This is a genomic window from Variovorax sp. OAS795, from assembly GCF_040546685.1.
Lineage (GTDB): Bacteria > Pseudomonadota > Gammaproteobacteria > Burkholderiales > Burkholderiaceae_C > Variovorax.
In genome coordinates this window covers 2,328,328-2,348,874 of sequence record NZ_JBEPOH010000001.1, presented here as the reverse complement: position 1 = coordinate 2,348,874, position 20,547 = coordinate 2,328,328, and the positions used below count along the sequence as shown (strand labels likewise).

General features: G+C 65.8%; 22 protein-coding genes. 6 read left to right on the top strand and 16 right to left on the bottom strand.

Annotation, left to right across the window (positions count from 1 at the left end; genetic code table 11):
- Window positions 1-8: 8 nt before the first annotated feature.
- The 12 genes from ABID97_RS11370 to ABID97_RS11315 all read right to left on the bottom strand — a co-directional run bounded on the left by ABID97_RS11370 (window position 9) and on the right by ABID97_RS11315 (window position 12,941).
- Window positions 9-986, bottom strand: coding sequence for an NAD(P)H-dependent flavin oxidoreductase (locus tag ABID97_RS11370; protein WP_354398585.1), 978 nt, complete (start codon window positions 984-986; stop codon window positions 9-11).
- 78 nt (window positions 987-1,064) lie between these two features.
- The gene (locus ABID97_RS11365) at window positions 1,065-2,585 is read right to left on the bottom strand and encodes an AMP-binding protein (protein ID WP_354398584.1); all 1,521 of its coding nucleotides are present in this window, start codon (window positions 2,583-2,585) and stop codon (window positions 1,065-1,067) included.
- A 31-nt stretch (window positions 2,586-2,616) separates the two neighbouring features.
- Complete coding sequence (locus tag ABID97_RS11360; RefSeq protein ID WP_354398583.1) at window positions 2,617-3,651, bottom strand: acyl-CoA dehydrogenase family protein; 1,035 nt, start codon at window positions 3,649-3,651, stop codon at window positions 2,617-2,619.
- Entirely contained in the window at window positions 3,648-4,820 is a 1,173-nt protein-coding gene (locus tag ABID97_RS11355; protein WP_354398582.1) for an acyl-CoA dehydrogenase family protein, read from the bottom strand. Before ABID97_RS11355 ends, ABID97_RS11360 begins: the two co-directional genes overlap by 4 nt.
- Window positions 4,821-4,839: 19 nt before the next feature.
- Window positions 4,840-6,303 (bottom strand): aldehyde dehydrogenase family protein, encoded by a 1,464-nt coding sequence (locus ABID97_RS11350; RefSeq protein ID WP_354398581.1) that lies wholly within the window; start codon window positions 6,301-6,303, stop codon window positions 4,840-4,842.
- Complete coding sequence (locus ABID97_RS11345; protein WP_354398580.1) at window positions 6,300-7,844, bottom strand: class I adenylate-forming enzyme family protein; 1,545 nt, start codon at window positions 7,842-7,844, stop codon at window positions 6,300-6,302. Before ABID97_RS11345 ends, ABID97_RS11350 begins: the two co-directional genes overlap by 4 nt.
- A gap of 7 nt (window positions 7,845-7,851) precedes the next feature.
- Entirely contained in the window at window positions 7,852-8,289 is a 438-nt protein-coding gene (locus ABID97_RS11340; protein WP_354398579.1) for a Zn-ribbon domain-containing OB-fold protein, read from the bottom strand.
- Window positions 8,290-8,294: 5 nt separating this feature from the next.
- Entirely contained in the window at window positions 8,295-9,461 is a 1,167-nt protein-coding gene (locus ABID97_RS11335; RefSeq protein WP_354398578.1) for a thiolase family protein, read from the bottom strand.
- Between the two features lie 3 nt (window positions 9,462-9,464).
- Window positions 9,465-10,259, bottom strand: coding sequence for an enoyl-CoA hydratase/isomerase family protein (locus tag ABID97_RS11330; protein ID WP_354398577.1), 795 nt, complete (start codon window positions 10,257-10,259; stop codon window positions 9,465-9,467).
- A gap of 20 nt (window positions 10,260-10,279) precedes the next feature.
- A complete protein-coding gene (locus ABID97_RS11325) occupies window positions 10,280-11,065 on the bottom strand; it encodes an ABC transporter ATP-binding protein (protein WP_354398576.1) in 786 nt (261 codons plus the stop codon).
- A gap of 11 nt (window positions 11,066-11,076) precedes the next feature.
- Complete coding sequence (locus ABID97_RS11320) at window positions 11,077-11,934, bottom strand: ABC transporter permease (RefSeq protein ID WP_354398575.1); 858 nt, start codon at window positions 11,932-11,934, stop codon at window positions 11,077-11,079.
- A 5-nt stretch (window positions 11,935-11,939) separates the two neighbouring features.
- Window positions 11,940-12,941 carry an ABC transporter substrate-binding protein gene (locus ABID97_RS11315; protein WP_354398574.1) on the bottom strand — a complete coding sequence of 334 codons (1,002 nt, stop codon included), beginning with the start codon at window positions 12,939-12,941 and terminating at the stop codon, window positions 11,940-11,942.
- Window positions 12,942-13,151: 210 nt separating this feature from the next.
- Between ABID97_RS11315 and ABID97_RS11310 the strand changes: the two genes are divergently transcribed.
- Window positions 13,152-14,063 (top strand): LysR family transcriptional regulator, encoded by a 912-nt coding sequence (locus ABID97_RS11310; RefSeq protein ID WP_354398573.1) that lies wholly within the window; start codon window positions 13,152-13,154, stop codon window positions 14,061-14,063.
- Here ABID97_RS11310 and ABID97_RS11305 read toward each other — a convergent pair.
- On the bottom strand, window positions 14,035-14,316 hold the full coding sequence (locus ABID97_RS11305; RefSeq protein WP_354398572.1) for a hypothetical protein: 282 nt from the start codon (window positions 14,314-14,316) through the stop codon (window positions 14,035-14,037). The two genes, ABID97_RS11310 and ABID97_RS11305, sit on opposite strands and share 29 nt — an antisense overlap.
- Before the next feature lie 168 nt (window positions 14,317-14,484).
- Window positions 14,485-15,435 (bottom strand): hypothetical protein, encoded by a 951-nt coding sequence (locus ABID97_RS11300; protein ID WP_354398571.1) that lies wholly within the window; start codon window positions 15,433-15,435, stop codon window positions 14,485-14,487.
- 349 nt (window positions 15,436-15,784) lie between these two features.
- On the opposite strand from ABID97_RS11300, the gene ABID97_RS11295 reads away from it, so the two are divergent.
- A complete protein-coding gene (locus ABID97_RS11295) occupies window positions 15,785-16,021 on the top strand; it encodes an OST-HTH/LOTUS domain-containing protein (protein WP_354398570.1) in 237 nt (78 codons plus the stop codon).
- A gap of 30 nt (window positions 16,022-16,051) precedes the next feature.
- On the opposite strand, the gene radC is transcribed toward ABID97_RS11295, so the two are convergent.
- Entirely contained in the window at window positions 16,052-16,582 is a 531-nt protein-coding gene (radC, locus tag ABID97_RS11290) for a RadC family protein (RefSeq protein ID WP_354398569.1), read from the bottom strand.
- A 325-nt stretch (window positions 16,583-16,907) separates the two neighbouring features.
- Between radC and ABID97_RS11285 the strand changes: the two genes are divergently transcribed.
- The 4 genes from ABID97_RS11285 to ABID97_RS11270 all read left to right on the top strand — a co-directional run bounded on the left by ABID97_RS11285 (window position 16,908) and on the right by ABID97_RS11270 (window position 19,178).
- Window positions 16,908-17,765: a hypothetical protein gene (locus ABID97_RS11285; protein WP_354398568.1), complete on the top strand. Its 858-nt coding sequence runs from the start codon at window positions 16,908-16,910 to the stop codon at window positions 17,763-17,765.
- The gene (locus tag ABID97_RS11280) at window positions 17,708-18,145 is read left to right on the top strand and encodes a hypothetical protein (RefSeq protein WP_354398567.1); all 438 of its coding nucleotides are present in this window, start codon (window positions 17,708-17,710) and stop codon (window positions 18,143-18,145) included. Before ABID97_RS11285 ends, ABID97_RS11280 begins: the two co-directional genes overlap by 58 nt.
- A 52-nt stretch (window positions 18,146-18,197) precedes the next feature.
- A complete protein-coding gene (locus ABID97_RS11275; protein WP_354398566.1) occupies window positions 18,198-18,638 on the top strand; it encodes a hypothetical protein in 441 nt (146 codons plus the stop codon).
- 201 nt (window positions 18,639-18,839) lie between these two features.
- A complete protein-coding gene (locus tag ABID97_RS11270; protein ID WP_354398565.1) occupies window positions 18,840-19,178 on the top strand; it encodes a helix-turn-helix transcriptional regulator in 339 nt (112 codons plus the stop codon).
- Window positions 19,179-19,554: 376 nt separating this feature from the next.
- On the opposite strand, the gene ABID97_RS11265 is transcribed toward ABID97_RS11270, so the two are convergent.
- Window positions 19,555-20,451, bottom strand: a complete 897-nt coding sequence (locus ABID97_RS11265) for a LysR family transcriptional regulator (RefSeq protein ID WP_354398564.1) — start codon at window positions 20,449-20,451, stop codon at window positions 19,555-19,557.
- Window positions 20,452-20,547: the final 96 nt, after the last annotated feature.

The window sequence follows — 20,547 nt, the reverse complement described above, 5'->3', positions numbered from 1 at the left end:
GATGCGGCTCAGGCAGCGATGGCCTCACGGCCCAGCATCTGGCCGAGCGCGGCGTCGTATTCGGCCGCCAGCCGTTCGACCAGTACGGCGGTCGGCACCACACGGTCGATGGCGCCGATGCCCTGGCCGCAGCCCCAAACGTCCTTCCAGGCCTTGGGCTTCATGCGGCCTGAGCCGACATTCATGCTGCTGACGTCTCCGTCCGCCAGGTTGTCGGGGTCGAGCCCCACGGCGACGATCGAAGGGCGCAGATAATTGCCGTGAACGCCGGTGAAGAGGTTGGTGTGCACCACGTCGCGCGCCGCGCTGTCGACGATCATCTGCTTATAGGCCGCCGCAGCGTTGGCCTCCTCGGTAGCGATGAACGCCGAGCCCATGTAGGCCAGGTCGGCGCCCATCGCGCGCGCTGCCAGGATCGAGCGGCCACTGGCGATGGCGCCCGACAGCACGAGCGGGCCGTCGAACCACTGCCGTATTTCCTGCACAAGTGCAAAGGGCGACTGCGTGCCCGCATGCCCGCCCGCCCCCGCCGCCACCGCAATCAGCCCATCGGCGCCCTTCTCGATCGCCTTGCGTGCGAACGCGTTGTCGATGACATCGTGCAGCACGATGCCGCCATAGGCGTGAATGGCGTCGTTCACCTCCGGCCGCGCGCCCAGTGAGGTGATGACGATCGGCACCTTGAAGCGCGCGCACACCTCCAGGTCGTGCTGCAGCCGGTCGTTCGAGCGGTGCACGATCTGGTTCACGGCAAAGGGCGCGCTGGGCTGCTCAGGATGCGCGTGGTCGTGCACCGCAAGCGCATCGGTGATGCGCTGCAGCCAGTTCGCGAGTTCTTCCTTGGGCCGCGCGTTGAGCGCCGGGAACGAGCCGACGATGCCTGCCTTGCATTGCGCGATGACGAGTTCGGGCGTCGAGATGATGAACAGCGGCGAGGCGATCAGCGGCAGCCGAAGCCGTAGTGAAAGAACCTGTGGAAGCGCCATGCGAAGACTCCTGGAATCGGTTGGACGGGCATGCCGACGGTGCGCGTCCGTGCGGGCGCGCATCGGCCAAAGGATGTTTCAGATGCGGCGGGTCTGCTCGCGCCAGTACGGTTCGCGCAGCAGGCGCTTGAAGATCTTTCCGGTGTCCTCGCGCGGGAGCTGCGCATGGAACTCGATCACGCGCGGCACCTTGAAGTTGGCGATGTGCGCGCGCAGGAAGTGCTGGATGCTGGCCGCATCGAGTTGGGCGCCGGGGCGCAGCTGCACCGCCGCGGCCACGCTCTCGCCGAACTCCTCGTCGGGAATGCCGAACACCGCGCAGTCGGCCACCCCCGCCAAGCCCTGCAGCACGGACTCGACCTCGGCCGGGTAGATGTTCACGCCACCCGAGATGATCATGTCGTTGCCCCGGTCGCAGATGTAGAGAAAGCCCTCCTCATCCAGGTACCCCACATCGCCAAGCGCGACCAGGCCGTCGCGCTCCATCGCGTCGCGCGCCGCCTGGTTGTTCACGTAGGTGAAATCGGGCAGCGCCGGCTGGCGCACGTAGATGGCGCCGATCTGCCCCGGGGGCAGCTCGCGGCCCTGGTCATCGACGATGCGCAGCCGCGCCGGGCCGAGTGCCTGGCCGACTGAGCCGGGATGGGCGAGCCAGGTGGGCGAATCAATGAAGGTCACGTACCCGGTTTCACTGGCGCCGTAGGCCTCGGTGATGACAGGGCCGAACCAGTCGATCATGCGGCGCTTGACGTCAGGCGCGCAGGGCGAGCCGGTGGAGGTGACGTGGCGCAACGTGGCCACGTTGAAACGCGCGCGTTGCGCATCGCTCAGAGCGAGCAGCCGGCGGTACATGGTGGGCACCAGGTAGGCGTGCGTGACGGCGTGCCGCTCGATCAGTTCGAGTGTGCGCAGCGCGTCGAAGGTGGGCTCCAGGATCAGTGTGGCCCCGGCGTCGCAAGCCTGTACCAGATACATGGTGGAGGCGCTGTGATAGATGGGCGCGCACAGGATCGCGGTCACGCCCGGTGCCATTCCCGAGGCGATCCGGCCAATTCGGCGCGACTCTAGCTCCAGCGCATCGCGCTCCTGCGGCGCGAGCGCCAGCCGTCGCACACCCTTGGGCTTGCCGGTGGTGCCCGATGTGTATTGCACCGATCCGAAGTGCAGGCGCGGGCGCGCTGCCATCGGCGGCACGCCGATGCCGAACTCGATCCAGCGCACGGCGCGGCCGCTGGCGTCGGCCTGCGGGCTTTCTTCGTCGGCCGGCACGGCGACGATGGCCACGCCGGTCGGCACCCCGGCCACCACCTGCGCGAGCAGTTCGTCATGCACGAAAAGCATCGCGGCGCCGCTGTCCTCAAGCATGTAGGCCGCCTCAGGCGGCTTGCAATGCCAGTTGAGCGAGACGAAATAGACGCCTGCGCGGCGGCAAGCCAGGATCAGCGCCGCATAGGCCGGGCAATTGCGCATCATCATGGCCACGGTCTGCCCGTGCGCCACGCCGGCCGCCTCTAGGCCGGCGCACAGGCGTTCGACCTCGGCCTCCATCCATTCGGCGGTGAAGGTACGTCCTGAAAAAACGATCGTCGGGTAGCTCACTTCCGTTGTCTCCTCGGTGTTCTCGTTTGTCTCAGCGGCATTGCAACGCCGCCAGTGCCGCGCCCGCATGGCGCGCGCCGATGGTCATGGCGCGGCGCAGGTACAGGCCTGCGTCGTGCTCATCGGCAAAGCCGATCGCGCCATGGAACTGCACCACCTCTTTAGTCACCCGCAGCGCCGCAGCGCTGGCGCGATGCACGGCGGCCGCGGCAGCCCAGCCTTCCTTGCGGGTGCTGGTCGCGCGCGCTGCCTCGTGCACCAGCGCGCGCGTGGCGGTCACGTCGACATGGCAGGCTGCGGCACGGTGCTGCAGCGCCTGGAAGCTGCCGATCGGCACGCCGAACTGACGGCGCAGACGCAGGTAGTCGAGCGCGAGAGCAAGGGCCGCGTCCATCAGGCCGCAGAGGTAGGCAGCATCGCCGAGCCACGCGAGGTGCCGGCCGTGTCGCCAGACGGCCTCGCCCGCAATGCCCGACAGCACCTGCGGCGCATCGGTCCAGGTGGCCCGGCCGACGTGCAGATCGGCCAAGCGGCTGCCATCCACGGCGTGGCGCACGGTAAGCGCAACACCAGGTGCGCCGGGCTCCAGCAGCCGCGCACTGAACTCGTGCCCCAGTCCGCAAGCCACCAGCCAGTGCGCGGCCGCGTCGCCGTCGGGTACAAAATGCGCCGCGAGGTCGGCATCGGCGGACTCGGCGGCATCCACCAGCACGACATGCGCCAAGCCCTCGATCAGCGTCCGCAACGTCGGTGCGGCGATCTCGCCGGCCTCGGCCAGCACCGCACCGGCGGCCATGCCCATCGTGAGCGGCGGCGCCAGCAACGCGCGGCCACCTTCTTCGGCAACCACGCACAGCGCTGGCGCCCCCAGCTGCAGGCCACCCGCCGATTCGGGGACCGCAATCGCAAGCCAACCGAGTTGAGACATCGCTTTCCATGTGGCAGGCTCCCACACCGGCTCGCCTTCGTGCACCCGGCGTGCCCGTGCCGGGCCGCCGAACGAAGCAGCGGCGTCCGCGGCGCTCTCGGCAATCATGCGCAGGGACGCGCTGTGTTCGGCATTCATGATTGGGCTCCGGCAACCGGCAGGCCGAGCACCCGCGTCGCGATGATGTTGCGCTGCACTTCGCTGCTCCCGCCATAGATGCCCAGGCGGCGTGCCTGCAAGAACATCTCGGTGGCATCGAGCAGGTCCTCACCCCGGCGAACCGGGTCTCGCAACGCGGCGGCGGGTCCCGCCACGCGCTGAACGAGGTCGAGCAACTGGTGCACGGCATCCGTGGCCAGCAATTTCAGGTACGAACTGTCAGCTGCGATGCCCTGTTCGGCGGCTTCTGCCGCTTCCAGATAAGCGGCAATGAGCGTCTCGACCTCCACCTCAACCAGTGCGGCGGCTTCATGCACGCTGGGCGGCACGCGGTCCGCAGGCGTGGCGCGCAGCATCATGCGCAAGCGCTCCAGCGCACGCAGAGCCTGGGCCGGCGAGCCAATGCGCAGTCGCTCCTCGCTCAGCACTGCGGTGGCCACCTGCCAGCCCTTGTCGATCTCTCCGACGATATTGTCGAGCGGCACTACCACGTCGTCAAAGAACACCTCGGCAAACTCGTCGTCGCCCGCGATGGTGCGGATCGGCCGGCGCCGGATGCCCGGCGTCTTCATGTCGATCAGCACGAAGGTGATTCCGTGTTGCGGCTTGCCGGCAGTGGTAGTGCGTACCAGCGCGAACATCCAGTCGGCATGGTGGCCCCAGGTGGTCCATATCTTGTGGCCGTTGATGACGAGCCTGTCTCCGTCCGGGCCGCCGCGCACCTCGGCGCGCGTGCGCAGGCTCGACAGATCCGAGCCCGCCCCCGGCTCCGAATAGCCCTGACACCAGATGGCGTCGCCTGAAAGAATGGCCGGCAGGTGGCGTTGTTGCTGCGCCGGCGTACCACGCGCGATGAGCAGTGGGCCGATGTGGTTCAGGCCCTGCGTCGGAAAGTCGGGCGTACCCGCGCGTGCCATTTCCTCCATGAGGATCACCTGCTGAACGGCGCTGGCACCCATGCCACCGTGCGCTCGCGGCCAATGCGGCGCAATCCAGCCGCGCTGCGACAGCGCACGGTACCAGGGCATACCCTCGATCGGCAGCGGCCGAAAGGTCCGGTGGCGCAGCGCGTCGGGCGCGTGGGTCGCGAGCCAGTCACGTACCTCGTTCCGGAAGGCCGCATCGGCGTTTGATTCGGGTCTGAGCATCTTGGCAATGACGGCGGCCTCAGAGGCTGCCGATCTCCTGGTAGACGTGTTTGATTTCAAGAAAGTCGTGCATGCCTTCGGCGCCGTGAAGCCGGCCGAATCCGCTTTCCTTGTAGCCACCGACCTCCGCTTCCGCGAAGAGCTTGTTGTGCGCGTTGATCCATACGGTGCCGCAGCGAATCTCGCGCGCGATGCGCTGCGCGCGCGCGTTGTCGCGCGACCACACGCTCGCGCCCAGCCCGAAGCGCGTGGCATTGGCCAGCGCGACCGCGCCACGATCGTCGTCGAAGACCTCCAAGGTCATCAATGGCGCGAAGTGTTCGTCCTGGACGGCGGGCGTTTGCGGGTCGTCGACTTCCACCAGGGTGGGCGACACGAAGGCACCGTGCCTGGGAAGACCCCGCACGGCCCCCCCTCGTACCACCAGACGGTGGCGCTCACCCAGTTCGTCGACCAGGCGCAGGATGCGGTCGCGATTCGCAAGATCGATCACTGCCCCCATCGCGTTCTCGGCGAGGTGACCTGGGCCCACACACAGCGCGCGCATGGCCGACGCCATGGCATCGCGGAAAACCGCATACACACGGCGGTGCACAAGCACCCGGCTGGCGGCAGTGCACTGCTGTCCCGATAGGATGACGCCGGCGGCGAGGATCTCGCGCACCGCGAGGCTAAGGTCGGCGTCCTCGCACACCACGCAGGGGGCCTTGCCGCCAAGCTCCAGCGACAGGCGCTTGAGCTGCGGCGCGGCCGCCGCCATGATGGCCTTGCCCACGGCGGTGCTGCCGGTGTAGCTCAGGACGTCGATGCCCGGCGAGGCGACGAAAGCCTGCGCCACGGCGCTGCCCGCCTCGTGCACGATATTGATCGCGCCAGGCGGCAGCCCCTCGGTCTCGGCCATGCGCTGCGCCACGCGGTGCATGAAGAGCGCGGCCTGCGGCGCCGCCTTGACAACCACCGTGCAGCCGGCCGCCAGGGCCGGCGCGAGCGAGCGCACGAAGAGGATCAGGGGCGCGTTCCACGGCACGATGATCGCCACTACACCCGCGGCTTCATGCGTGATGAGCGAGCGCACACCTGGTGCCGGCTCGACCACGCGGCCGGCCGCGCTGCGGGCCATGCCCGCGTAGTAGCGCAGCTCCGAAGCCGCGCCCTCGACCTCGCCGGCCGACTCGCGCAGGACCTTGCCATTTTCCAGCGTCAGCAGCAGCGCCAGCGATGCTGCATCGGCAGCGAGGCGCGCCGCCATGTCCAGCAACACCTGCGCCCGTAGCCTCGGGCTGTGGCGCCAGGGGGTGGTCTCGAAGGCGTGGCGCGCCGCGTCAATCGCGGCCTGCGCCTCGGTCACGCCGCCATCCGGCGCCTGGCCTAGCAGGGATGCGTCAGCCGGATTGATCGACGTGAAGGCGCGGCCTGAAGGCAGCCACTGGCCGCCGATCCAGTGCGCTGCCTGCGTGTCCCACGGCACCGCGGTGCCGCTCATACCACGCGCGGCGCCAAACGCGCCAGCGCCATCTCGCGCAATTCGGCTTTCATCACCTTGCCCATGCCGTTTCGCGGAAGTGCATCGACAAAGAAGACGTATTTGGGCTTCTTGTAGCTGGCAATACGGGATTTCGTGTGCTCCTGCAGCGCCTGTTCGCTCAGCGTGCAGCCCGGGTGGCGCTCAACGAACGCGGTCACCGCCTCGCCGAAGATCTCATCGGGGACGCCCACCACCGCGGCATCGGCCACCTCGGCGTGCTCTATCAGCACCTGCTCGACCTCCTTGGTGTATATGTTGAAGCCGCCGCTGAGCACCATGTCCTTCTTGCGATCGACGATGTAGAGGTAGCCATCGACATCGAAGCGGCCCATGTCGCCGGTGTGGACCCAGCCTTCGATGATGGTCGCAGCGGTGGCGTCGGGGCGCCCGAAATAGCCCTTCATGGTGGTAAAGCTCCCGGCCTCGCCCGAGCGAACAAGGATCTCGCCCACCTCTTCTACCGACACCTGCTGGCCCTTGTCGTCCACCAGCTTGACCTGCACGCCCGGCGTGACGCGCCCCACTGACGCGGGGTGGGTGAACTGCTCCTCGTGGTCGAGCACTGTGACCGAGCCGACCTCGGTCATCGCGAAGAAGGAATGCAGCCGCGCCTGCGGCAGATAGCCGATCATGCGGCGCTTGAGCTCCACCGGAAACGCCTCGCCAGTGACGATGATGTGGCGCAGGCTGGCGCAGCGCGCGGCCTCCTTCTCGAGCACCGGCATCAGCATGCGGGCCACGGTGGGCACCATGCCCGCAGCGCTAACCTGCTCGCGCTCGATGGTCTCGACCGCGGCCTGCGCGTCGAAACGCTCCATCACCACCAGCTTGGCGCCCAGGCACATCGAGTTCATGAGCCGGGCCAAGCCCGTGCGGTGCGCCAGCGGCGTGGTCACTAGGAACACGTCGTGCGCCGTGACGCCCCACTCCACCGCGTTCACGAAGGCGTTGCCAATCACGAAGTTGGCGTGCGTGAGGACCGCGCCCTTGGGCTTGCCGGTCGTGCCCGAGGTGTAGAGGATCATCGCGTCGTCGGGCGACAGCGCGAGCTCTGGCAGGCGCTCGTCGGAGTGGGTTCGAAGTATCTCGAACGACTCCGCGCCGGCCACGTCGCCGCCCACCGCCACGCGGCGGATGCCCATGAACTCGGCCGACAGCGCTTCGATCGCCTCGGCGCTCTCGGCATGAAACACCAGCACGCGGGCCTGGCTGTCCTGTGCAAAATAAACCAACTCGCGCGGGGTGTTGCGGGTGTTGACCGGGATCACCGTGGCGCCGACCGAAAAGGCCGCGTACATGATTTGCACGAATTCGACGCAATTGGGCAGGTACACGACGATGCGGTCGCCCTGGACCACACCGGCGCGCCGCAGCCCAGCGGCCAGAGAGCGCGAGCTCGACAGCAACTCGCCGTAGCTCAGGCGCTGCGCGCCCACGACCACGGCCGGCTTCGCCGGCGTGCGCAGGGCGTGCGCCGCCATGAAGTGTTCGAGACGCATGGTGCTCCTAGGCGAGTTCGAAGGCGGGGTATGGCTGCTCGGGCGTCAGATGGTCCACCGCCAGCTTCACGCGCTTGCCGATCGCCAGATCCGCCGGCGCGCAGTTCAGCACGTTGGCGATGATGCGCACGCCCTCGTCGAGCTCGACCGTTGCGACGCACAGCGGGATGCGGCCTTCGACGCCCGGACCGGGAATGCGCACCACGGTGCAGGCGTAGATGGTGCCGGTGCCGGCGACTTCGCGCCACTCGAGCGTGCGGCGCCCGGTGAAGCCGCTGACCGGCTTCGGGTAGTGCTGGAAACGCTTTGCGACGGTACAGTACTGCAGCACCAGCTTGCCTTGCGCGATGCCGTCCCAGAAGGGCTTGCTGTCGACGTAGACGCCCTGCTTCGGCACGGGTCGGACCGGCGCGGCCGGGGCGGTGGTGGGGGTGGTATCGCTCATGTTTTTCATGCCTCCAGGACCAAGGCCGAACTGGTGCCCCAGTTGCGACCGTAAGGGATCACGCCGATGCCAGTGACCAGCGCGTTGCGCGGGTCTGGCACCTGGCGGCTGCCGCCTTCGCCGAACATCTGCCGCACGGCTTCGGCCAGGTTGAGACCGCCGCTGGCCAGGCCGGGCTGGCCGGCCGAGATCTGGCCGCCGCCGGTGTTGAGCGGCAGGTCACCGTTGAAGGACAGGTCGGTGCGCAGCGTGTAGGCCGATCCTTCGCCACGCTCGCAGAAGCCGAAGGCCTCGAACTGCATCATCACGGCAATGGTGAAGTCGTCGTAGGGCTGGAACATGCGCACGTCCTTGGGCGCAAGTTCGGCCTTGCGCAGCACCTCGGGGCCAATCTTGGTGAAGCCGGACAGGGTGATGTCGGCCAGCGGGTCGGCGCCGTTGAAGTTGGTGACCTCGCCGTAGGCCACCGGATAGACCATCTTCTTCAGGCCGAGGCGCTTGGCGTTCTCCTCGGTGGTGACGATGAAGGCGTTGGCGCCGTCGCAGAACATCACGCTGTCGAGCACACGCAGCGGGTCGGAGATGACGCGCGACTTCAGGTACTCCTCCATCGTGAGTTCCTTCTGGAACTTCTTGTAGCCGTTGGGGTTGTGCAAAGCGTGGGCGCGTTGGGTGATCGCGATCTTGCCCAGCGCCTCGGGGTCGAGCCCGTACTGGTGGATGTAGCGGCTCATCAAGAGGCCGAAGGTCGCGGGTGGGCCCTGCACGCCGGGCGGGTCCTGGAACTCGCTGCGGTAAGCACCGTAGTTGGAACGCCAGTCGGAGCTGGGCGCGTCGGACGACATCACGACCGCCAGCTTGCACATGCCGTCGCGTATGGCCGACATGGCGCGCGCCACGCCGCCGGTGGCTGAGCAGCCGCCGATGCCGCCGTAGTTCAGCCAGGTCGGCGTGATGCCCAGTGCCTCGGTCATGTAGACCGCGAAGAAGGGGTTCTGCGCCTCCGACAGCGCGGTGGTCACCGACAGTCCGTCGATCTCGCTCTTGTCGATGCCGGTGCACTCCAGCAGCTGGTCGAGCGCTTCGCCCGCCAGGTCGTAGGCACTGCGGCCGGTCTTGAAATCGATGGCGGTCTCGGCGTAGCCGCCTATCACGATGTCTCTCTTCTTCATCTCTTACTCTCCTCGGAAATCGGGGGTCCGCTTCTCACGGAAGGCACTCAAGCCCTCCTGGCGGTCCTGGGTGAAATACAGCATGAAGGACACGTCGCCTTCGGCGGCCATGCCTTCGGCCAGCGGCAGGTCCATCCCGCGATCGATCACGGCCTTGGTGAACATCACCGACAGCGGTGCGTTGCCGGCGATGGTGCGTGCCAGCTCGCGCGCCTTGTCGATCGCCTTGCCGGCCTCAGTCACGTGGTTGACCAAGCGGTACTCGCGCGCCTCAGCCGCGGTGATGCGCCGGCCGGTCCACATGAGTTCCTTGGCGAGCGCCGGGCCGATGAGGCGCGGCAGCGTTTGCGTGCCGCCGCCGCCAGGCATCAGACCCAGGCGGATCTCCGGCAGGCCGAACTTGGCGTTGGCGCCGGCGACGATCATGTCGCCGACCAAGGCCAGCTCCAGGCCGCCGCCGAGCGCGAAGCCCTCGATGGCGCTGATGATGGGCTTGCTGTAGCCGGGCAGCGAACGGAACAGCTCGTTGACCTTGCGCGAGCGCCGGCGCTTGCGATAAAAGTCGAAGTACTCGTTGTCGCCGATGGTGAATTCGCTGGTGTCGATGCCAGTGCAAAAGGCCTTGTCGCTGCCGCGCAGGATCACTGCGGCGATCTCGCGGTTCGACTCCGCCTCGCCCAGTGCGTCGAGGATTTCCTCGGCCGTGGTCTCGCGCAACGAGTTCATTTTCTCGGGACGGTGGATGGTGATTTCCAACCAGCCTTCTACCTGCTCGACGATGATGTCCTGGTAGCTCATTTTGAGGATCCGCTTTCTTACTAGTGGTGTGTTGAGGAGATAGGGGAAGCCAGCGGCGCTTCGCCGCCGATGGCGCGCTCCACCTGGCGGTGCATGTGCGCCATGCATTGCGCGTCCTGGCGCTGTTCGGCGCTGATCGCGAGTTCGAGGCAGACGCGCGCAGGGGCTGCGAGCACGAGGATGCGGTCGGCAATCTCGAGCGCGTCCTCGATGCGGTGGGTGACAAAGACACAGGTCTTGCGCTGCTCACGCACGATCTCCGCGAAGTCGCGCCGCAGCGTCTGCGAGGTCACGTGGTCAAGCTGGCTGAACGACTCGTCAAGCAGCACCAGCGCCGGATCGACGGCCAGGGCGCGCGCGAGCGACACCCGTTGGCGCATCCCCCCCGACAGCTCCGATGGGTATTTGTGCGCCGCATCGCCCAGCTTCACGCGCTCCAGCCATTCCTGCGCGCGCTGGCGTGCTTCGGCTTTGGGGCGCTTGAGCAGCAGCAGGCCCAGCTCGACGTTCTCGCGCGCAGTGCGCCAAGGCAGCAGGCGGTCGGTCTGGAAGCTCACGGAGAGCTTGCCGCGCAAGGCGGTGAAATCGACTGCCGGGTCGACGCCGGCCACTTGCACCGAGCCCTCGTCGGCCGAGGACGTACCCATAAGTAGCGACATCACGGTGCTCTTGCCAGCTCCGGTCTGCCCCAGCAAGGCCACCGTTTCGCCCTCGCGCACCACCATCGAGAGATGGTCGATGGCGGTATGGCTGCCGAAGCGCTTGCTGACGTCGCACAGCTCGATGATGGCAACGGGTGTATTCATGGTCGTTGTCATCAGCGCACCTTCACTTCCTTGCGCCAGCCCAGTAAGCGCGTTTCTGCCATGGTGGCGAGCCACTGGATCACTAAGTTGAGCGCCACCAGCAGGACGGTCCAGGCCAGCACCTGATCGATGCGGAAGGTCGACTGCGCAAAGCTCATGCGAGACCCGATGCCGAAGGCCGAAGCCACCAGCTCCGCGAAGATCACCATGCGGATCGCGTAGCCGATCACCGACTTGGTGGTCAGGAAGATGTAGGGAACGATGTGCGGCGCGACCAGGTAACGCAGCATCTGCCAGCGCGTCGGGCGGAAGCTCTCCAGCATGTCGACCCAATCGGTTGACAGCGCCCGCACGCCCTCGTAGACGTTCAGCGCATAGAACGGCAGGAGGATCACTGTGAGGATGAAGAAGATCCGCGCCTCCGGGTCCTTGAACCAGAACACGGCGAGCAGCATCCATGACAGCGCAGGGATGCCGGTATCGACCACCACCAGCGCCTTCAGGTACGGCCCCACCCGTTTGGACGTGCCCATCAGCAGCCCGATGGCGACGCCTGCAATCGCAGAGAAAAAGATCGCTACGCACAAACGGCCCAACGTGATGGCCACATGGAGCAAGTCGGTCGTGAGTAGCTGGCCCAGCGCCTTGGCGATGGCCTGCGGCGAGGGCATCACATAGTCGGGCACGTACCAGCTCGCGACTTCCATTGCGGCGCAGATGAGCACCACGACAACGGCCAGCGCCTTGAATTCGCTGCGGTCACGCCCGTTCGCCACCTTGGGCGCCTTTGCCATCGTCGCCGTGGTCACCGGTGCGCGTGGTGGGCCTTCAGGCGCCGCGGCGCCGGCGGGGAGTTCTGCGTGCTTCATGCCGTTCATGCCGCAAAGAAGCCGTTGTCGACCAGCTTCGTGAGCGCGCCGTTGCGCACCAGGAACTCGTTGGCCGAGAGGATGCTGCGGCGCCCCTGCTCGTTCTGCATCGACACGTGCTTGAACTCGAGCCGTTTCGAGGCAATGGCCGTTGTCAGCACGTCCGCGGGAATACCCGAGTTGGCGCCGGCGATGGTCACGGCCTCCTGCGTTCTGGCGTTGATGCCCTCGATGCACTCGGCAAAGGCCTTGTTCAGTCGAGCGACGAGTTGGGGGTCACGGGCGACGGCCTCCTTGCGAACGGCCACGCCGAAGTACGGCAGGTCGAGGTTGACGCGGCGGCGATACTCCTCGCCCGCGTTGAAGAGCACGCGCATGTCCGGCACGCGCTTGAGCCCCACCGACACATTGGGCTCCCAGGTCAGGCCGGCGTCCGCGCGGTTGGCCATGACCAAGGTGACCGAGGCGGCGGGGTTGTCCACGTTCTGCACTACCGCATAGGTCTCGAGGTCGATGCCCGCGAGTTCCTTGACCACGGCGCGCATCATCCGGTAGGTGCCGGTCGACTGCGGTGCGGCGAGGGTTTTCCCTTTGATGTCCTGGATCGTCGCCGGACCCTTGGCCTGCGTGACGATGTTGATCATGTTGCCCGTAGTCACGGAGCACACGTACTGCATCGGCACGCCTGCGATGTAGCGCGAGGCGAAGGTATCCCAACTGCCGATGCACACGTCGTAGTTGCCGGCGACGAAGTCGTTGTAGTAGGTGGTGACGGCCGTGTACGCGGTCGGTTTTCCCAGCGGCAAGCCGTTCGCCTTGTCCAGACCTTTGGCGACGATGTAGTCGGTCAGCAGCGTGGTGAAGCCGGGCGACAGGTTGGCCCATTTGAGGCCCGCCTGGGCGCTGGCGCCGCCCGCGGATGCGAGGCCGACGCCCAGCACCGAGGCCGGCGCCCAGGCCGATGCGGCCCTCAGCAACGCCCGTCGCGAAATTGGATAGTTGTTCACTGGTTGTCTCCGTTCTTGAGTTGGATGGCGCGTCACCGGCCCTGCGGCCTGCGCTCGGTATCTCTCTTTGCGGCGATGTTAGGAAGCGGCCAGCGTTCCGAATAGCATCGGATGTGGACCGGGCGTTCCAGACATGGAACGCTAAAGCCGCGCAGCGGCAGCGTTGTCGACTAACCTCGCGCCTGCCTCGATGCCGACAGACAACACGCCATGACCGACAAACTCGATCTGAACTCGCTCCAACTGTTCTATGACGTGGTCAACGCGCAGAGCATCACGCGCGCGGCGCTTGAACTCGGAATGCCCAAGTCGACCATCAGCCGCAAGCTCACGCAGCTCGAGCAGAACGTGGGCACGATCCTGCTGAAGAAGGGACAGCGCCGCCTGACGACGACGGAAATCGGCGCTCGGTTCTATGAGCATTGCCGACGCGTCGTGGACGAGGTGGCCCAAGCGAGCGTCGATACCCTGCAGCTGCAAACGACCATGCGCGGCGCGCTGCGGGTCAGCATCCCCATCGACTTCGGGGTGTCGTGGATCGGCAAGGCCATTGCCGAGTTCGTGCTGGCATACCCCGAGCTTGAGCTGGAGGTCGATGTGAACAGCCGGGCCGTGAATCCCCGGGAAGACCCCTACGACCTGACGATCCAACTGGGGCCACTCAAGGACACCGAGCTGACCTATCGCCGACTAGCCACGATCACGCGTGGGGTGTACGCGAGCCCCGAGTACCTCAAACGCCGCAGCGTGCCGCTATCGGTGGACGAACTGCACAGGCACGACTGCATCATCACGACGCAGCAGCGCGCGGACGGCATCTGGACCCTGCGCAACGAGGCCACGCACCGGTTTGCGAATATTGAGGGCAAGGTCGTTGTCAACAATATCTCGATTGCGCGGGAGATGGCGATCGGCCACGTGGGGCTGAGCATGCTGCCGAACGTGATGTGTGCGAACGACCTGCGATCGGGGCGGCTGCAGCGAGTACTGAAGGATTGGGAGAGCCCTTCGATGCATGCCACCGCATTGGTGCTCGGCCGCAAGGGCATGCCCAGCAAGATCCGCGCTTTTCTGGACTTCATGTCCGATCGGCTCAGCTTGGACCAGCAAGAAGCCCGGTGACCTTGGAAATCGCGCAGATCAGCAGTTTTCCGGCCTCCACTTTTGCGTTGCGCATAGCGATGATGACGCAAACAAAGCAAGCCGCGAAGAGCTGCACCAGGTCCAACGGCAGCGATGCGATGTTTGCGCAATCAACGTCGCAGATATCGGGTTGGTGTGCGCAATCAATCCCAGCCGTGGCGCCAACCCTCTCGGGCTTGACAGGCACCGCGGCGCTACGGAACAGCCGTGCCAACAACATGTCGTTAGACACTGCGAGCCCCTTACCTTCGTCACGCCGGTCGCGAACAAGAAATAGCTAAAGAAGGGGACCTCAAGAGTCCTCTTTTTTGCCTCGATGCGCGGGTATGCATACGAGATGGCGCGGCTTTGCGATGGGGTGCAGGACGCGTGGGAGGGACCGTCCTTTTTTATAGTGCTCTCAGGCCAGGCCGAGCTCGCCAGCCTCGGCTTCATAGTTCGGATATGACGCTTTCATCGTCGCGCCATTCAGAATCATCTCGGCCACCAGGGTGCGCGACGAGATCTCATAGACCTTGGTTCGCACCCATACGGACTCTGTGCGCGCGCTTTCGCTCAGAGCGATGATCTCGCGATCCAGCTCGTAGTCCTGGCCAACAAAGAGCGGCCCCTTGATCAGGCGGATCTCTTGCCCGGCGAACAGGCCAACCGCCGGCTTGCGGCCACCAAGCTGCGCCTCGCCGAGGGTGGCGCCGAGCAGCACGCTGATCATCTCGGTTGGGATGATCGGCCGGCCCCAGGGCGAGTGCTTGCCGCCTTCGGGCGTGTACCAATCGCAGGGCTCCGTAATGACCTTGAGCTTGTCAGCGAGTGTGAATGGATAGTGGTCGCCCATGTGCTGTTCGAAGTCCATTCGGATCTTCTCCACGGCGGCGCCACGCTGTCCCACACGGAGGTCACGGTTGATGACCAGGGCCGTGGGCGCACGCAGTTTTGCGATGCGCTGGGGCAATTCGTGCGGGTGCTGCGAAGCAGCACCCACCGACGCGGTGCCGATCAGCACTGGCGTACCGTCGGCCTTCTCGGCATGCAGGCGCACGAAGGTGGCGCCGGGTGCGGGCAGGTCGACAAAGGCGCGCACCGATTCGCCGCCCACCACCATGTTCTGGTAATGGGCACTGATGCAGCCGGATTCGAACCAGGCCATACCGAACAGATGGAACAGCAGCGGGTCGAACTGGCTGAAGTGCGTCGGCCCCTCGATCGGCCCGGCCCGTAGCCCCAGAGTCTCGGCCATGGCGTCGTCGTGGATGGACTTGTGGTCGTCGTACTTTTGCTCAGCCAGCATCTGGCGCGGCTGGCGCAGGGGGCCGCACAGGCGCGGGGCTGCAGAGGAGAAAGGCGAGGTCATGAAAGTCTCCGTGTATTCGGTGGGGGGTTCCGGACAAATCCATGATGATGGCAAAGCCCGCCGGCCGAGCCTGTCGCCTAGGTCACTGCATCCAGTGTCCAAAGAGAAAACCGAACGGTGCAACTACCGGCTGTTGAATTCCGCCGATCTCTGACCCGAGGCGCCCGACGCCCTGCGCAACGCGAGCGACCAGTTCTTCGAATGGACACGCCCCGACCCACCGGCGGAAGCAGCGGTCGAGGCCGCGCCGAAGCCCACCACGAAAGCGGAGCCGGCTAAGGCCGAGCCACCGAAGCAGGAACCGCCCAAGCCGGCGCCGAAGCGCCGGCCACGCTTCCTCGTCGAGGCCGTGGCACTGCTCGCCAGCGACACCTCCGAACGCAAGGTCGGCCTGGGCGTCCTGGGCCAGTACCTCAAGCGCACCGACCCGGCCTTCTCGCCTCAGACCTATGGCCACTCGGGACTGTTGAACATGGTCAAGACCTATGACCTGTTGGCGCCTCAGCAGGAGCAAGGCGGCCATTGGTCGGTGAGCCTATTGCCCAAGGCCGAGGGCATCGCAGAAGCCGACGTGCCGCGCGCCTAGTCGTCGGCACAGGGGCCCGAGGGCCCTGGGTCACAGAAGCCCTCGCTCGGCCATCGACAGGACCATGCTGCCCGCGACGATCAGGTGATCCAGCACCCGCACGTCCACCAGCGCGGCCGCCTGCCTGAGCGTCCGCGTCAGATGCTCGTCGGCCAACGAAACCTGGGCACAACCGCTCGGGTGGCAATGCACCAGCAGGAGCGCGGAACTGTTGAGCGCCAGCGCATCCTTGACCACCTCGCGCGGATAGACCGAGGTCTGCGTCACCGTGCCCCGGAACATCTCGACGTAGTCCAGGACCACATGCTGTGTATCCAGGTGAACCACAGCGAAGATCTCATGAGGCAAGGCCCCGAGCCGCGCCCGCAGGAAGTCCTTGACCACCGCCGGCGACGTCAGCACGTTGGCGCCGCGCACCCGGCTCGCCAGCACCCGCTGCGCCGCAGCCAGCACTTCATCGGCTTCGGCCGGCCGGTACGCGCCCGCGACATCGCGAACCAGCAGCGAAGACGAAGAAACCGAAACGAAGGAATCAAGGGAAGAGAACAGATCGTGCGACATGGCGGACTCCAGTGATCGGGCGGGATTGCCCGAGACCGGAACCGGCACGCCGCAGCGCAGCCGTCAGGGTTCGACAGACGGCCGAAGGACGCCAGCGTGCGCAGCACGCGCAGACCTTGACGGCGAGAACGGTGTGCAAGGATGAAGGGAACCAGCAAGCCGCCCCACCACACAATTCACCCGCATTGGCAAGCGCAGCGCGCAGTGGCTTTTCCATGAGGAAGGGGCGAAGGACGCTGATAAAAAAGAGGGGCAGAAGCTCAGATTCGGCGCTACCTAAACGGCCTGGCCGGGGCCTTCCTTTTGACTGACGATGGAGATGTGCGTGAGACGATCCGAACTGTATGCGTTGGTCTGGCAGACACCGCTTCGCCATCTGGGGCCGAATCTCGGCCTGTCCGATGTCGGACTCTCCAAGCTCTGCCGCCGATACAACATCCCTGTTCCGCCCATCGGCTATTGGACTCGTCTCGCGACCGGCAAAACCTGTGTGCAGGCCCCGCTGCCACCTTCCGATGTCGATCACGAAGTCCATTTGCCGGAGAAAGACACCACAGCGGCCCGCTCCTCCGACGCCACGAGGACCCAGCAGGTCCAGCAGGCCTTCTCACGGGCTAGGGACGCCGTCGTCCTGCAGCCCATCGATATACCGTCTTCGCTCGATCACTGTCACCCGCTGGTGGCGAAGACCGCCCGCTTCTTCCAATCCATCGAGCGCGATGAGGCGAAGTTGGCGGTGGAGGCGGAAGAAGCCAGGCGACTGCGCAAGCCCTTCTTCGGCGGCATGTCGAGCCACCGGATGACCACGGGCCGGTACACCTCCGGCAGCGGCTGCCTGCGCATCACCGCGACCCTGACCCACATCGACTGGATTCTCCGTTTCCACGAAGCGCTCATCCGGGGACTGATCGCCGGAGGCTGCCAGGTCGTCGCTGGCCGGGGAGATACATCGAATACGGTTGAAATCCGGCGCGCGGGCGGCGCCATCAGGCTGAACTTCTCCGAACAGGTGGAGAAGATTGCCCAACCCAAGCGTCAGGATTTCCTCTTTCATCGAGATGAATACAGGGCCGTCGATGGCTTCAAACTGAAGCTGGAGAGAGACTGGCACGTCATCGCCCGCCAATGGACAGGCACCGCGAACAGTTGGAGCGACAGCTTCCGGAGATCACACGCGCCCTGATCGCATTCCCGGAAGCCGAAGCACTCAGGTCCAAGCTACGGGCCGAAGAAGCCGCCATCCGACGACAGCAGGAGCGGGAAGCAGCCCGAGCGCACAACATCGCGGTGGCCGCAGAGCAGGCGCATGCGCAGCGCCGGGAAGCGCGGGCGAATCAACTGACTCGCGCCGTCGCGGTCGGCCAGTCAATGGCGACCTATCACAGTGCTCTGGATGTGCTGTCGCGCCTAGAGGGATTCGCCAGCAATCAGCCCGAGGATGACGCATTGCGTACATGGATTGCACTCGTGCGAAGCAGCCTCAAGGACCCCGTGCATGAACTGGCCGACGCATTGCGTGCAGAAGCAGAGCAGCCGGCACGGCCGCTTTGGCGGCCGGAGTGAGCGCAGCCCTAGACCACATCACCAATCTTCGCAGAAACAATCGGAACCCGACATGGCCGAAAAACGCCGAATCCTTGCGCACGTTCTCATCGAGATGGACCCGCTTGCGGACCAAGTCGCAGAGGCCACCAAGGCCGCACTGCGATCGGCCAATCAGGTGGGGTTGAATGCCCGGGTTCTGGAGCTGAACATCTATCCTATCGCCGCGGAAGACGGAGCGCGTCGTGTGAAGGCACAGATTCCGCACTCAGAACCCTCAGACCATGATCAGGTCGTCGAAGAGTACATGCACAGCGGCATGCAGGTGCAGATCTTTCGAGATAGTGGGCACAGATCCCCGCCAACCTACTACGCCCTCGTCTTGAACCCGAACGTGAAGAATCCCACCGGAGCACTTATCGAGGCGAAGTCCTATGCCGAACTGAAGCAAGCGGCCGAAGCGCGAGCCGAGCGCAAGGCGTTTCTGCTGCAAAGGAAGAAAGGAGATCGTTGAAGGGCACCAGCCAATACGTCCGCTGTGGCTAGCGGCCGTGAATGTTTGCCATGCGCTGAACGCCTTCCTCAACTTCCACTTGCCCGCTCCGGTACGCCTCGCATTGCTACAGCGAGTTGGCCTCAGCAGACATGCCCGGCAATCTATGGACGTCCCGCAACGGCGCTGAACGCACTGCGGAAGAACCGAAAGGCAATGCCCATGCGAAGCCAAACCAACCATGAATTGAGTGCGTGCACCGCCGCCGAGTCGACCGCTCAACGAGCCATGCTGGCGGTTCGTCTGCTGCAGGAGGCACTCACGCTTCTTTGCTCCGATTCAACGATGCCGCTGGCGCAGACGATCAAGTGCGCCCCCGACAGGCTTCTGAGATTGCCTGAAGTCGAGCGCCTCACCGGCCTGCGCAGATCAGCCATCTACGAACAAATGCGCAGGGGCTTCTTTCCGCGGTCGGTGAAAGCCGGACAGCGCACCGCAGCATGGCCAGAGAGCGCCGTGCAATCGTGGATCGCGGAGCGCGTGAACGGTCGCAGGCCTTGATTCGATAGGTCGGACTTGGCAAGCCTTCGGGACAGCGCATCCTTCATGCCAGCGGGCAGGGGCCATCTCGGTGGTTGTTCCCCCTCGGAGGGAACTGGCGTCCCCGACCCGTTGCTGCCGCTCACACCGCCCAGCTGAACGGCAGCTGTGCAGCGATTGCCGACACCCCTCGGCCTTGCGCGAATGGGTACTATCGGCCCAGACCAGACATCTACGAAGCCCGCCCTACTTTTCTGGGGAGGGAGGAATTGGTCGTCTCATGCGCACTGCATTTCGGTGCTGCGCATCGAGTTCCTGTCGATCGCGTCCCTTCAACGAACTCACTGAGGCCAAGCCGACGGTCAGACGCCCCAGGCGATCCAGCCGCCAACTCAAGTCACGCCCCAACCAAGGAATCGATCAGCGCCCGCGAGGCGGACGACAGTCGCCTGTGTGGCGCATAGATCACGGAAAACGGCCGCGCGCGCCCGCGCATCGGCACCAGCACCTCGACCGCGCGCCCCTGCGCGAACAGAGGCCGAGCGATGAAGTCGTAGGTCTGGCAGATGCCCAGCCCGCTCAGGGCGAGCGAGACCACGCCGAGCACGTCGTCTGACACCTGGAGGCTGCCGTGCGGCGTCCAGTCCACGTCGTGCCCGTCTTCGTGAAAAATCCAGGGCGCCACGCGGCCGGTGCTGGGCATCACGAAGGGCAGACAGGCATGCCGCGTCAGGTCGCCGATGCGGTCCGGCATGCCTGCGCGCGCGATGTAGTCCGGCGCGGCTAGCAGGCACATCGGCGCGTCTTCGAGCTTGCGCCCGACCAGGCCGCTGTCGGGCAATGGGCCCATGCGGATCGCGAGGTCGTAGCCCTCGGCCACGAGGTCCACGTTGCGATTGGTGATGTTCAGTTCGACGCGCACCTGCGGGTGCCGAAGGACAAAGGGCTGCAGCAGCGCCGGCAGGCGGTGATGCGCGTAGGTCGTGGGCACGCTCAGGCGCACGCTGCCTGTCAGCTCGTCGCCCTGCCCCTGCATCGCGCGCTCGGCATCGTCGATGAGCGCGAAGGCCGCACGTGATTGCTCCAGGTAAAGCCGGCCCTCCTCCGTGAGGCTCAGGCGCCGCGTCGTGCGGCGCAGCAGCTGCACGCCCAGCCGCGCCTCCAGCCGCGAGATCGCGCGGCTGAGCACCGAGGGCGTCGTCGCCAGCGCCACGGCGCCGGCCGTCATCGAGCCCTTTTCGACCACGGTGACGAAGGTCTCCACATCCCCCAGGTGATCGAATCGGCGGCTCATCTTGTCTCCTGAAGAACAAATGTTTTCCTTGCAGGCCAGTTTATCGCCGGAGAGGTAATCAATACATTCGATCCCAAGGGCCAAGCGGCCCGGCCT